This is a genomic window from Pseudoalteromonas sp. Cn5-37 (assembly GCF_021532495.1).
Lineage (GTDB): Bacteria > Pseudomonadota > Gammaproteobacteria > Enterobacterales > Alteromonadaceae > Pseudoalteromonas > Pseudoalteromonas simplex.
Genome location: NZ_JAKGBA010000002.1, coordinates 45,649 through 59,410, shown reverse-complemented (window position 1 = coordinate 59,410; position 13,762 = coordinate 45,649). Strand labels below are relative to the sequence as shown.

The 13,762-nt window shown below is 41.5% G+C and carries 14 protein-coding genes; 3 read left to right on the top strand and 11 right to left on the bottom strand.

The window, feature by feature from the left end; all coding sequences use genetic code 11:
• The first annotated feature begins 63 nt into the window (after positions 1–63).
• Positions 64–1,032 (top strand): class 1 fructose-bisphosphatase, encoded by a 969-nt coding sequence (locus tag L1266_RS05055; RefSeq protein ID WP_138619101.1) that lies wholly within the window; start codon positions 64–66, stop codon positions 1,030–1,032.
• 146 nt (positions 1,033–1,178) lie between these two features.
• Here the strand turns inward: L1266_RS05055 and L1266_RS05050 are convergent, their stop codons facing one another.
• The 5 genes from L1266_RS05050 to rplU all read right to left on the bottom strand — a co-directional run bounded on the left by L1266_RS05050 (position 1,179) and on the right by rplU (position 4,097).
• On the bottom strand, positions 1,179–1,556 hold the full coding sequence (locus L1266_RS05050; protein ID WP_054551017.1) for a DUF3718 domain-containing protein: 378 nt from the start codon (positions 1,554–1,556) through the stop codon (positions 1,179–1,181).
• A gap of 79 nt (positions 1,557–1,635) precedes the next feature.
• A complete protein-coding gene (gene folA, locus L1266_RS05045) occupies positions 1,636–2,115 on the bottom strand; it encodes a type 3 dihydrofolate reductase (RefSeq protein ID WP_082389164.1) in 480 nt (159 codons plus the stop codon).
• Between the two features lie 79 nt (positions 2,116–2,194).
• On the bottom strand, positions 2,195–3,349 hold the full coding sequence (gene cgtA, locus L1266_RS05040; protein WP_235377021.1) for an Obg family GTPase CgtA: 1,155 nt from the start codon (positions 3,347–3,349) through the stop codon (positions 2,195–2,197).
• A gap of 162 nt (positions 3,350–3,511) precedes the next feature.
• On the bottom strand, positions 3,512–3,769 hold the full coding sequence (gene rpmA, locus L1266_RS05035) for a 50S ribosomal protein L27 (protein WP_054551015.1): 258 nt from the start codon (positions 3,767–3,769) through the stop codon (positions 3,512–3,514).
• 16 nt (positions 3,770–3,785) lie between these two features.
• Positions 3,786–4,097 carry a 50S ribosomal protein L21 gene (rplU, locus tag L1266_RS05030; RefSeq protein ID WP_036965957.1) on the bottom strand — a complete coding sequence of 104 codons (312 nt, stop codon included), beginning with the start codon at positions 4,095–4,097 and terminating at the stop codon, positions 3,786–3,788.
• Between the two features lie 410 nt (positions 4,098–4,507).
• Here rplU and ispB point away from each other — a divergent pair, with 410 nt between their 5' ends.
• Complete coding sequence (gene ispB, locus L1266_RS05025; protein ID WP_054551014.1) at positions 4,508–5,479, top strand: octaprenyl diphosphate synthase; 972 nt, start codon at positions 4,508–4,510, stop codon at positions 5,477–5,479.
• A gap of 89 nt (positions 5,480–5,568) precedes the next feature.
• Here the strand turns inward: ispB and mdh are convergent, their stop codons facing one another.
• Entirely contained in the window at positions 5,569–6,504 is a 936-nt protein-coding gene (gene mdh, locus L1266_RS05020) for a malate dehydrogenase (RefSeq protein ID WP_054551013.1), read from the bottom strand.
• A 225-nt stretch (positions 6,505–6,729) separates the two neighbouring features.
• Here mdh and argR point away from each other — a divergent pair, with 225 nt between their 5' ends.
• On the top strand, positions 6,730–7,197 hold the full coding sequence (gene argR / locus L1266_RS05015) for a transcriptional regulator ArgR (protein ID WP_054551012.1): 468 nt from the start codon (positions 6,730–6,732) through the stop codon (positions 7,195–7,197).
• Here argR and L1266_RS05010 read toward each other — a convergent pair.
• The 5 genes from L1266_RS05010 to L1266_RS04990 all read right to left on the bottom strand — a co-directional run bounded on the left by L1266_RS05010 (position 7,194) and on the right by L1266_RS04990 (position 13,509).
• Positions 7,194–8,093 (bottom strand): Dyp-type peroxidase, encoded by a 900-nt coding sequence (locus L1266_RS05010; protein WP_166340490.1) that lies wholly within the window; start codon positions 8,091–8,093, stop codon positions 7,194–7,196. The two genes, argR and L1266_RS05010, sit on opposite strands and share 4 nt — an antisense overlap.
• A 61-nt stretch (positions 8,094–8,154) precedes the next feature.
• On the bottom strand, positions 8,155–9,198 hold the full coding sequence (locus tag L1266_RS05005; RefSeq protein WP_235377020.1) for an ABC transporter ATP-binding protein: 1,044 nt from the start codon (positions 9,196–9,198) through the stop codon (positions 8,155–8,157).
• Positions 9,195–10,829, bottom strand: coding sequence for an ABC transporter permease (locus L1266_RS05000; RefSeq protein ID WP_235377019.1), 1,635 nt, complete (start codon positions 10,827–10,829; stop codon positions 9,195–9,197). Before L1266_RS05000 ends, L1266_RS05005 begins: the two co-directional genes overlap by 4 nt.
• A gap of 77 nt (positions 10,830–10,906) precedes the next feature.
• The gene (locus L1266_RS04995; protein WP_209327232.1) at positions 10,907–11,911 is read right to left on the bottom strand and encodes a Fe(3+) ABC transporter substrate-binding protein; all 1,005 of its coding nucleotides are present in this window, start codon (positions 11,909–11,911) and stop codon (positions 10,907–10,909) included.
• Positions 11,912–12,867: 956 nt separating this feature from the next.
• Positions 12,868–13,509: a tRNA-uridine aminocarboxypropyltransferase gene (locus L1266_RS04990; RefSeq protein WP_268842718.1), complete on the bottom strand. Its 642-nt coding sequence runs from the start codon at positions 13,507–13,509 to the stop codon at positions 12,868–12,870.
• Positions 13,510–13,762: the final 253 nt, after the last annotated feature.

The window sequence follows — 13,762 nt, the reverse complement described above, 5'->3', positions numbered from 1 at the left end:
GCTTGCTAAGACATTCTCTCTCACACTAAAAATGTCTGGCTACAACGTTATCAGGAAAATAGAATGCGTAGACTCCCACCGGTATTGTTAGAAGATGGTTGCCCTCGTGAACTGATCTCATTGATCAGAACGGTACTTGCGGCATGTAAAGAAATTTCATTTCGTGTTGGTCAAGGCGCCCTATCTGGCGTATTAGGCTCAACCCTAGACGAAAACATTCAGGGTGAAACTCAGAAAAAACTCGATGTTCTAACTAACCAACTTTTAAAAGATATTTTATTAGAATCGGGCTACGTAAAAGCCATTGCCTCTGAAGAAGAAGACTTCACCGTTGCGGGTAATCCAGATGCCAACTACATTGTTGCATTCGACCCACTTGATGGCTCATCAAATACTGATATCAACTCACTCGTTGGTACGATTTTCTCAATTATGGCGGCGCCTGAAGGTTCAGATCCAGCTGATCCTAGTATTTTTATGCAACCGGGTAAAAACCAAGTTGCAGCGGGTTATGTGTTATATGGCCCATCAACCGTGCTGGCGTTAACAACTGGCAAGGGCACACGCTTTTTCACCTTAGATAAAACGCACGGTACTTTCTTATTAACACAAGATTTTGCAAGCGTACCTGAAGAGACCAGCGAATTTGCTATCAATGCTTCAAACCAACGCCATTGGCAACCGGCGATGCAAAATTACATCAATGACTTAATTGCTGGTGACACAGGCCCACGTGGTCGTAACTTCAACATGCGCTGGATTGCTGCAATGGTGGGTGATGTGCACCGTGTATTATGTCGTGGTGGTATTTTTACTTACCCAACTGACACGAAAGATCCAAATAAACCTAACAAATTACGTTTATTATACGAAGCAAATCCAATGGCAATGTTAATCGAACAAGCTGGCGGCATAGCTTCTACAGGCACTGAGCGCATCATGGACATTCAACCTGACGCTATTCACCAACGTGTGGCGGTGATCTTAGGTTCGAAGAACGAAGTAGAAACCTGTTTAAGCTACCATAAATAACAAGCAGTAAATGCCTCAAACTGGAAGGCTTCAACTTTAGAAGCTTCCAGTTTTTAATAAACGAGAGATTCTCAACAAGTTACTTACCTTACAGGCACAAAAAAACCGCAACGAGTGCGGTTTCTTAAATTCTTTTGGCGCTTAAATTAAAGGCCTGCGCGGTCTTTAATAACAGCGATTAGTGGTGAACCACCGTGACCGTTCGACTCAGCCCAAGCAATATCAGCACCATCTTCTAAAGAGCTTTTTGATAAGTTCTTAACAATATACTCACCAGTATCTGCCGCGCCGCTTTCGATTGCATGACGAAGCATGTTATTGCCATTGCATTTCACAGCATCAAAAATGTTACGAATTTTCACACGTGAGCTTTTAAGCTTACTACGCAAACGGTTTTTATCATCAGCTGCGATATATTCACAGATAGAAACCGCTAATTGATCATCAGCTTTTGCTGGTGCTGTATACGCAACTGACGCTGATACAACAGCCGCTGCAAGTAACATATTTGGTAACTTCATCATATTTTGCCCTTATGTAATACTTTTTTCTTACCAAGATTGTGTAATATTGTACCAACTAATTAATTTTACCGCAATAATGTTACGAATTTTTGTACAGGGTTACAAAAGTATACGAGTGAGGGTTTTTGTTATCAGGCTGATGCTTTTCTTGCTCGGCAACTGTCCAATTAGCAACACTTTCGTAATCTGGGAACTGCGTATCACCTTCCACTTCAAGGTCGATAAAAGTTAAGTATAGACGATCTGCTTGAGACAGGAATTGTTCGTATATATTTCCGCCACCAATAATCATTACTTCTTCAACATCAGCAACCAATTCCAGCGCAGCCTCTGGTGAAGTAACCACCTCAATACCTTCAGCTGTGTAATCAGCATTACGCGTGATAATAATATTTTGACGACCCGGTAAAGGCCGACCTATTGATTCAAATGTTTTACGGCCCATGATCACAGGCTTTGCCATGGTTACTTTTTTAAAGTGTTGCAGATCGGCGGGTAAATGCCATGGCATTTGGTTGTCTTGGCCAATTACTCGGTTATTTGCCATTGCAGCAATCATTGAAATTTTCACACTAAACCTTAATACTTTTTTCTTATTAATAAAAAAGGAGCGCATGGCTCCTTTTCAGTTTTAAATTTTATCGTTGGTAGATAACTTCCACATCGTAGTCATCATCATCCCAGTCGTCATCCCAATCATCATCGTCTTGAGAGGTCGCTTTCTGATGGTAAGTATCCCACTTAAATTCAACTTCTTCTTTCTCTTCTTCAGCGAATTTCTCTTTCGGCATACTATCAAGTAGCGCCATAATGTCATGACACAATGCTTGAGTATTTTGTTTATTCGCAGCAGAGATACGGTAAACATTAGCCTCTTCACCTAGCTCTTCGGCAATTTCATTACACAGGGCTTCAGCTTCATCTTCTGGTAATAGGTCAATTTTGTTAAATACTAACCAACGCGGCTTTTCAGCAAGTTTAGGGCTGTATTGGTGTAGCTCATTAATAATCGCAAAGGCATTATCAACCGGGTTTGTACCATCTACAGGCATAACATCAATGATATGCAGTAATACACGACAACGCTCCAAATGCTTTAAGAAGCGAATACCAAGGCCTGCGCCATCTGAAGCGCCTTCGATTAGACCTGGGATATCAGCAATTACAAATGACTTATTCGCATCTGGGCGTACTACACCAAGATTAGGAATAAGCGTCGTAAACGGGTAATCTGCCACTTTTGGTTTAGCTGCAGAAACACTGCGGATAAACGTTGATTTACCAGCATTTGGTAAACCAAGTAAGCCAACATCAGCAAGTAGCATTAGCTCTAGACGTAAGCTGCGAACTTCACCAGGTGTACCTAGTGTTTTTTGACGTGGAGCGCGGTTTGTACTTGATTTAAAACGTGCATTCCCCAAGCCATGGAAACCACCTTTTGCAACAACAACCTTTTGACCATGCTTGATCAAATCACCTAATGACTCTTCAGTGTCAACATCAATGATACGTGTACCAACAGGTACTTTAAGCGTTAAATCAGCGCCTTTTTTACCTGTCATGTTACGGCTTTGACCATTTGTGCCGCGCTCTGCTTTATGAAAACGCTCAAATTGGTAATCAATTAACGTATTTAAGTTTTCATCGGCTTGTAGATAAACGCTGCCGCCATCGCCGCCGTCGCCGCCATCAGGACCGCCATCTGGTACATATTTTTCACGTCGGAAAGATACGACACCGCTGCCGCCATCACCCGCGTCACAACGAATTTCTACTTCATCTACAAACTTCATGATTACTCACTTTAAGATTGGCTTGTTAATAACTCTATTATATACCTAAGTGCCCTATTCAGCACCCAATGCCAAGGCGCTTAGGTATATATTTATACGCACTATTATGTGCCTTAAAACAAAAAACCCCGCAAAGGCGGGGTTTTTCAAATATCGAGATGATTACTCAGCTACGATATTTACGTATTTACGGTTTAAAGGACCTTTCTGTTCGAATTGAACTTTACCATCTGCTTTTGCGAAGATAGTGTGGTCTTTACCGATACCTACGTTTGCGCCAGCGTGGAAACGAGTACCACGTTGACGAACAATGATGCTCCCCGCTAGAACTGATTCGCCACCAAAACGCTTAACACCTAGGCGTTTGCTTTCTGAATCGCGACCGTTACGAGTACTACCAGCTGCTTTTTTATGTGCCATTTCTCAGTACCTCTAATTAAGCGCTAATGCCAGTGATTTTAACTTCAGTGAACCATTGACGATGGCCCATTTGCTTACGAGAATGCTTACGACGTCTAAATTTAACAATCTTAACTTTCTCACCGCGACCGTGTGAAACAACCTCAGCTGTTACTTTACCACCGTTTACGAACGGTACACCGATCTCGATTTTCTCACCATCAGCAACTAAAAGTACTGAATCAAATTCAACTGCTGCACCAGTTTCAACGTCTAATTTCTCAAGACGAATTGTTTGACCTTCAGTCACACGGTGCTGTTTACCACCACTTTGGAAAACCGCGTACATAATTAACTCCGTCTGTGCGCCCTCAAATCGACGCAACTAAAATATTCTTCAATAGGGCGCGAAGTTTACGCTAATGTGCAAAAACTAGCAAGCCTCTTTTTCGATAAAATGAATAAAAAATAGCTGCATTGAGAGCAATTCAATATTTTCCCCTATTCTATCCTAAAAACACCACATGCCAAGCGGTTTTTACGATCTCATGACAATTAAATTACGCTAATAATAGGCACCTTTAAAATTCAAAAAGCTGATCACTTATTAATCAAGGTTATAAATTTATCTTGGCAAAATTGATCTCAAATAAAAAACTTTACAGTGTTTTTTTACTGAATCATCACAAAATATCGAGCAAGCGCTTTTTTTGTTGTACAATCAGCCCCGTATACCCATAAATATTGGCTCGGAGATCAATGGATATAAAAGCTATCCAGACGTTAATCGAAAATGAAATGGATGACGTCAATCAACTTATACATGCCCAAATGCGCTCAGATGTCGCATTGGTTAACCAACTCGGTTTATACATAGTAAACAGTGGCGGTAAACGCGTTCGTCCTATGTTGGCCATTTTAGCGGCAAAAGCACTTGGTTATGAGGGCAAAGACCATATTACGCTTGCCACTATCATCGAATTTATTCATACCGCCACTTTATTGCATGACGACGTTGTCGACGAGTCACATTTGCGCCGTGGTACGCCTACAGCCAACGCAGAGTTTGGTAATGCAGCTAGCGTTTTGGTCGGTGACTTTATCTATACACGTTCATTTCAGCTTATGGTTGGCCTAGGTAAAATGCCAATCATGCAAATTTTAGCGGATGCAACCAATGTCATCGCTGAAGGTGAAGTATTACAGCTAATGAACTGTAATGACCCTGACACCACAGAACAAAGCTATATGCAGGTTATTTACAGCAAAACGGCAAAATTGTTCGAAGCTGCAACCGGCCTTGCTGCAATTATTACCGAGCAAGACAAACAAACCCTTGAAGCATTAAACTTATACGGAATGCATCTTGGCACTGCATTCCAATTAGTGGATGATGTACTTGATTACAACGCTGATGCCGAGCAACTTGGTAAAAACATTGGCGATGATTTAGCTGAAGGTAAACCTACCCTACCGCTTATCTACGCAATGCAAAAAGGCACACCAGAGCAAGTTAAGCTAGTACGCGAAGCTATTGAGCTTGGTAATGGTATGGACCATTTAGAAAGCATTCTAGCGGCATTAGCTGACACTAAAGCCCTTGAGTTTGCAATGCAAAAAGCTGAGCAAGAAGCTGACAAAGCAATTGCTTGTATTGCGTTCTTACCAGATACACCGTACAAACAAGCCTTAGAGAGTTTGGCCCGTATCGCCGTTGCCCGCGATCACTAAACACTATTTATTCGAGCCATTAAAAAAGCCTGCATTTGCAGGCTTTTTTGTTTTCGGCGATTTAAAAATCGCCTATCATCTGTCGGGAATTAACCGTTGATGAAATCAACACCTTCTTGGATGTCTTTGTTAAGTGTAGCTAGCATGTCGTTTTTAGCTTGCTCTTCGAATGCACTTAACTCACCGTAAGAAAGGATTTCTTCAACGCCGTTTTTACCTAGACGAACTGGGTGTGCGAAGTATGCTGCGTCACCGTTTTCAACTGCAACGTATGCGTAATCAACTACTTCTTCACCTTGTAAGCCTTTAACTAAAGACATACAGAAGCGTGCTGCTGCAGCCCCCATAGAAAGAGTCGCTGAACCGCCACCCGCTTTAGCGTTAACAACTTCAGTACCTGCGTTTTGGATACGTGGAGTTAATGCTGCAACTTCTTCGTCAGTGAAAGTAACACCTTCAACTTGAGAAAGAAGAGGAAGGATTGTAGTACCTGAGTGACCGCCGATCACTGGAACTTTAACGTCAGTTGCGCTTAAACCTTTAAGTTCAGCAACAAATGCTTCTGAACGGATCACGTCAAGCGTTGTGATACCGAATACACGGCCTGCATCGTAAGTACCCGCTTTTTTGAATACTTCAGCAACGATTGGCACAGTGCCGTTTACTGGGTTAGTGATGATACCTACTAACGCTTTAGGACAGTTTTTAACGATGCCTTCAGCTAATGTTTTGATGATACCTGCGTTTACGTTGAAAAGGTCCGCACGGTCCATGCCTGGCTTACGTGGCATACCCGCTGGGATAAGAACGATATCACAACCAGCTAATGCTGCGTCTAAGCTGTCAGCACCAAAACCTTCAACTTTAACGTCTGTTGGGATGTGAGAAAGATCAACCGCTACACCAGGAACAACAGGGGCAACATCGTATAACGATAATTCAGAACCTGCAGGTAAACTTGTTTTTAATAATAAAGACAATGCTTGGCCGATACCGCCAGCTGCGCCTAAAACAGCAACTTTCATTGGAATTCTCCGTAATTTGAGGTAGGAAATATTTGTGGCCCTAAAGATAATGAAATTAGCGACTAAAAACAAATTTATCCTGCTTATTTCGCGTATAATTTCGACCATAGTTGTAAACTTGGCTGTAAAGACACAGCATTTTGGACGACTTTGTAAACTAATACTGCATAAATATGCAGAGTTGTGTAGAATTACCCTACATTTTATGAATAAAGAAACGGCAACATGCAACCACAAGACAAACAAGAAGCACTGATCAAAGCGTTTAAAGCGCTATTAAAAGAAGAAAACTTCGGTTCACAAGGTGAGATTGTCGAAGCATTAAAAGAGCAAGGCTTTGATAATATTAGTCAAAGTAAAGTATCTCGCATGTTAAGCAAATTTGGTGCGGTACGTACTCGTAATGCAAAACAAGAAATGGTTTATTGCTTACCGGCTGAAATGGGTGTGCCAACAGCGAAAAGCCCACTGCGTCAGCTTGTTATTGATATTATGCATAACGAAATGATGATCATTATTCGCACCAGTCCAGGCGCAGCACAATTAATTGCTCGTTTACTTGATTCACTCGGTAAAGCAGATGGCGTACTAGGCACTATTGCAGGCGACGACACTATTTTTATCGCCCCTGCGAAGATTTCTGAAATCGATGTGACGCTTGATCGCGTACGCACTTTATTCGATACCGTTTAAAGCTGCTTTAAGAAGTTTACTGACGGGGCGAAAAACGCAGATCCCATATCGGCTTGAGTAAAATCGAGCCAATGATCATAGCAATCGCCCTGCCCCAAGCGACTCTTTAATACCTGCTCAAACGCATCCCCTTGCGCCGCACACGAAACCATTAAAATTCCCTGCTTATGCACATCACCAAATGGCATGCTTTGGTTTAGCAAGAGAGGCTGGCCATGCTCATCTTTTAATTCACTACGAACCGCATGACTGGTTTCTACAGCAGGCACAATCAAGGTGTTATCTAGACGCGTGCGCCCCATGATTTGCTCTTGCTCTGATAACGATAAGTGCTGCCAGACACTCAAATCATGCACAAAGCGCTGAACATGAATATAGCTGCCTTGGTCTTCAAAGTGACCCGGTTTGTCGATAAGTGCTGTACTACGCTTTTGACGGCCATGAGGTGTATCGCCTGCATAAATAAAGCCGTTAAAATCACGTCCATCTAAAAACCGAAAATTACGGACCTGCTCCACCAGCTCAACATCCGGTGTTAATAATTTTAGGATTTGCAGGGCAAATAGATGGTTTACATCTTCACGGTCTGAGCGAATTTGTACAAACAAATCAAATGGCTGGGCACTCATCACATGCTCACTGTGAGTTACATTCGGAAAGCTTTGCAATTGACTAGGAATAAACTCGGGCAAGATATGCGGCCAATACTGAGCACCAAGGGCAACCACGCACGATAGCATGGCTTCTGAGAACTGATCAGCAAACTCATCTTGAATGACGCTAACGCGTTTTAGTTTTTTACGTAATGACTCATCGTGGCCATCGTAAACATTAAAAAACAGGTGCAAACCATGTAAGTTTGCTTCAGCACAAATCCCAGATTGCGCTTGCGCCATAGTGAATCCTTAGCTTCTCGTTATTTGCACAAAGCCAAGGATTCAAGATTGTTATTTATTACTAATCATGAAAAAAATTGACTGTGTGCGGCATTATTTTTATTTTTAAAGGTTGCTCAACAGCTAACACGCGGTCTTGCTCTGCAGCAACTTCACACTCTTGCCCTGCAATATTAATTCGATATACATAACGCGTACCGATAAAGCGCCTGTGCAAAATAGTTAAACTGTTTGCGTCACTGTGCGCAGCTTCACACAACTGAATATGGTGCGGTCTTATATACACTTGACCTTGCTGACAATCTGCATTGTTCGGTGTCAATGAGTGAACCACACCAAACGCCGTTTCGTATTCAGTTGGCGTTAATACTTTTGCCGTTAAGTATATGCCCGTACCAAGAAACTCTGCAACCACCTTTGAGTTAGGTTGGCTAAATAACTGCTCAGGAGAGCCTTGTTGGGCTATTTTTCCACCATGCATAACCGCAAGCGTGTCAGCAAATGCGAAAGCTTCTTCCTTTGAGTGAGTAACAAATACCGCAGAAACCTGCTGAGCTTTAATAATTCGGCGTATATCTGCAATAAGCTCAAAACGCACTTGTGTATCAATATTCGAAAATGGCTCATCAAGTAATAATAAACTTGGTTTGTAAGCAAGTGCACGGGCTATTGCCACACGTTGCTGTTGGCCACCAGAAAGCTGATGCGGGTATCGCTGTGCACAACCATCGAGTTTAACAAGGCTAAGCATTTCATCTACACGCTCTCGCTTTTGCGCTTTGCTCATATTGCTAAGACCAAACGCTATGTTGTCGCTTACCGTTAAATGAGGAAACAGCGCATAGTCTTGGAACATCATGCCAATATTACGTTTTTCCGGTGCAACAAACAGCCCACTATCGTTGACCACTTTTGAATCAATACTCATATAGCCTTGATCAGGCTGTAAAATCCCGGCAATTGCCTTTAAGGTGGTGGTTTTGCCGCAGCCACTTGCGCCAAGCAAACAGACGATTTCATCTTGTTCAACATTGAGGTTTAGTTCACTCAACACCTGAGTCGCATTGTACTGATAAGCTAAGTCTTTAATTATCAAATGACTCATGAGTGATTTTGCTCCATCGAACGATTAACGAAATACAAAGGGATTAACCCAACTAACACGATAAACAAGGCTGAAATTGACGCAAGCTCCAATTGCTCATCACTAACATATTGAAAAACATGAGTTGCTAGGGTTTCAAAATTAAAAGGTCTGAGTAATAGAGCTGCAGGTAACTCTTTCATGCACTCAATAAACACTAACAAACCAGCTGTTAAAATACCGCGTTTTAATAGCGGTAAATGTACTCGCCAAAGGGTTTGCATGGGCCCTTTGCCCATTGATTGGCTGGCCATATCTAACGATGGGCTAATACGTAAAAAACTGCTTTCAAGCGCGCCATGCGCAATCGCATAAAAACGTACAACATAAGCAAAAATCATCGCAAATAAAGTACCGCTTAAAAGTAACCCTGGTGATAGACCAAAAGGCTCAAGCCAATTATTTAATGCATCATCTAGCTGAGTTAATGGCAGCAATACAGCAATCGCTAATACAGTACCAGGTAAGGCATAGCCAGTACTTGCTAAACGCCCAGGGATCAAAGGGTAAGCTTGCTTCGCAATGCGTTGATAAAACAATACCAATAAGCTCAATAGGATAGTTGCAATGCTCACCACTACAGCCACTTTAAAGCTTTGCCAAGCGTAATTAAAGAATGCCCCATTCCATGCTTCATCTGCATAGACAATGGCATATTTAACTAATACTCCAACCGGCAGAATAAAAGCCAATACCAGCACAACGGTGCAAGCCAAGCTTGCAGCCCATGCCGCACCGCCTTTTAAGCGATACAAAGTTGCGCTGTTTACGCTTGACTGACGTTCATACACAGCTTGATTGCGACGACTAAAGCGCTCAACCATGATGGTTAAAAACAAAATCAGTAACATAATACCTGAGATTTTCGCCGCTGCGGTTAATGAGTAATAGCCAAGCCATGTATCATAAACAGCGGTCGTCAGTGTGCTCACAGCAAAGTAGTTAACAGTAGCAAAATCAGCCATAGCCTCCATACTGATCAATGTAACCCCTGCCACAATTGCCCCACGACCAAGAGGCAAACTAACGCGTAAAAAACTTTGTAATGGTGATAGCCCCATTAGTTGACTAGCTTGCACTAGTTTAAAAGACTGCTCTCTGAGTGCCGTTTTAAAAATTAGGTATAAGTAAGGATAGAGTACCAAGGCAATCATAAAAATAGCCCCAGTCAATGTACGAATATCAAAAAACCAGTAATCGTCTGGTGATTGCCAACCAAACCAGTCTCGAAGGGCGATTTGTATTGGCCCTGCGTAATCAAGTAAGTCGGTATACACGTAGGCGATAAGATAAGTTGGCATTGCTAAAGGCAGCATTAACGCCCATTCAAATTGCTTACGCCCGGGAAAGTCACAGTATGCAGTTAACCAAGCTAGCGGCAATGCAATTATACAGCTTAACAGCCCTACCCCTGCAATGAGTATGAGTGTATTACGGGTATAATCCCACAGCACCGTATCAAAAAGGTGCTGAAATACATCTGAATCCCCTTGCAGTGATTCAAATAACAAAAAGCCTAATGGCGTAACAAGCAACAGGCCAATAAGCCAGGCTGTAAGCTGCCAACGCGACAGCGAAAACTTCACATGCATAAGTGGATTAATACCAGATAAAATAAAAGCTGTTAAAAAACAGCTTTTATAAAATTGTGTAACGAGGAATGTTCTCGTTATAAATCAAACTTTACTTCATCAATCAGCTTCAGTGCCACAGGACGATATTTACTGATCTCATCAAGAGGAAGACTGTCTTCTTTAAACTCACCCCATGATGCAACCATCTCAGATAATGCAACCCCTTGCTTTACAGGGTATTCCATATTCACTGAAGCATACATATTTTGCGCCTTATTGTCGGTCATATACTCAATCAGTTTCAAGGCATTTTCAGGGTTTTTAGCATAACGGGTCATAACAACGCCCGATACATTGATATGAGAACCACGGTTTGTTTGGTTAGGGAAGTTAATATATACCGCTTCTGCCCATGATTTTTGCTGCTCATCTTGCATCATTTTGCCAAAATAGTAGCTGTTGCCTAAAGCCAGATCGCATAAACCTTCTTTTACGGCTTTGACTTGTGCTCTGTCATTACCTTGCGGCTTACGTGCTAAATTGGCTTTTACGCCCTCAAGCCATTGCTTTGTTTTTGCTTCGCCATGGTGAGCAACCATAGAAGCAACTAAACCTAAATTGTATGGATGTTTACCAGAGCGAGTGCAGATCTTACCTTTGTATTTTGGGTCCGCTAAATCTTCGTATGTTAACTCACCAAGCGCACCAACGCGCTCTTTTGCAGAGTAAACATTACGTACACGTTTAGTAAGTGCTATCCATTGACCGTCGGCATCGCGAAAAGTGCTTGGCACATTCGCATTAACTACATCACTATTAATTGATTGCGTTAAGCCTAAATCTTCTAATTGAATCAGCGCACTAAAATTTGAAGTTAATACTAAATCAGCCTTACTGTGTTTACCTTCGCGCTTAACACGCTCAATCAGCCCTTTTTTTGCAAATACCACATTAGTTTTAATGCCTGTTTGCTTAGTGAAATCATCCAAAATAGGCTGAATTAAGAATGGTTGACGAAACGAGTAAATATTTACTACATCTGCAGCAAATGTAGGCGCGCTTAATAATGCGCTAAGTAATACTAAGGCTGTTTTTTTCATTTTATAGCACCTAAATAATAACAATTATCAAAATATTTTACCTAGAGTTAGGGCAAAGTGCACCCGTTTAAACTTATATTTCAATCAACATAGCTGCCATTTAGGAATTTGCATGTAAGACATATCTCACCCGCATGGCAGTTATTGAGTAAAAAGCACCAGCAAACACTGCATAAAAAAACCTAACTAACTGAAATTTAATGAAACATATTAAATGACAATAAAATAACCAGCAGATTAAGTAAGATTTTGACCTACTCAGCTTTGCCTATTTCTCTATAATTACTTACATCAACTAAGCAAGAAGCTTAATGAGTAGATGGATAAGGAAGCATTACTCATAATACCGCGGAATAAGGTTCATTAGGAGAATAAGGAATCAAGGACAGGCTCAGGAAGAGTAACGCAATGGAGTGACAACCTACGGACAGCATCAGGATGATGTGGAATGGCATAACAACAGGATGTTGTTATACAGGAAGTTCAAAAAGTGGAATAAAGGACAGGCCGTTAGGGCATCGCAACGGATTTGCAAATAAAGGGATAGTGTCGGGATGGCACGTAAGGGAATGGTAAAGTGATTACCAGCAAGGATGTAAAGGACTAACAAGGAAACAAGGCGGGATTGCCTTATATTACACAGAACCAATAAGTAAAGTGTAATCGCATGGATTGGCAAAGTTTAGGGAGTTGATTAGATTCAATTGCAGGATGCAAAAAATTAAGAAGATTCCGCAAGCGCGACTAGAGATAGTACGCGCTTTTCTTTTGCCTACAATTTAGTAAAGAGTTATACCAATTCGCTTAATTAAGTGGTCTATTTTGGGGCAATAAAACCTCGTCGATAACAAGGCAAAAATTTCGTTATTTAGTTGTTCTAAATCAGTAATTTTTAACGCAGGTAGCGACAGGTTTAATCCCTCAAAATGATTAAGTATTATTGCGGATTGGTACTATTACTCCGGTCGCCCCTTATTTCGCTTACCTAGCAGGTAAGCATCTCTAAACTTAATAAAATGTTGCTCAAGCTTTTGAGTTGCATCTTCTTCACCAGCAAGAGCAAGAACCATAATAGCCACCTCAGCAGTACCTAGTTGATGCTCATGCGGGGCAACACGCAATCGATAATCCGAAAGCTTTTCAGGTGTAATTGAAAGCACAGGAAAATTATCTAGATAAGGGCTTTTACGGATCATTTTCTTAGCTTCGCGCCAAGTACCATCTAAAAAGATAAACAATGGACGTTTACCTTCAACAGGGGTTACTTCGGTGATCACCCGCTCTTCGTCGTCTACATCGCTAGCAGGAAAAATAACCATTGGCTGATACTGGGGATCTGCCAATAAGCTTAATAAGGCTTCATCTGGATTTGTTCTATCCCATTTAAAGGCATGGTTATCTGGCACGATTTCAGCAATTAAACGGCCAGTATTTGACGGCTTAAAACTCTCATTATGGTACATAAGTAAACAAACCGCGGCATCACACTTTGCCTGTTCAACACCATCACAAATACAATAGTGTTCGGCTAATAAACATCGCTCACAACGCGTTAACTTTGCTCCTCGCGCTTTAAATTCACGACGAGACTCAGTCATTTGCTGAGCACGAAGCTTTAACACGGAATTATTTGAGATAGTAGCCACTGTATTTACCAGATAATTAAACGGCGCGTATTGTAGCTAAAAATAAGGGGAATAGATATCTGCAAGCCCAAAGAGTAAGCTATTTCTAAAAAATGAAGAGAAGTAGTGTTATAAAAAATGCAACAAGGGTTAGCTTCCAAAAAACGGCTATTAAATCGCTATTTTTATTATGTAAATCATCTCTGTGGGACTTCTTCAAAAACAC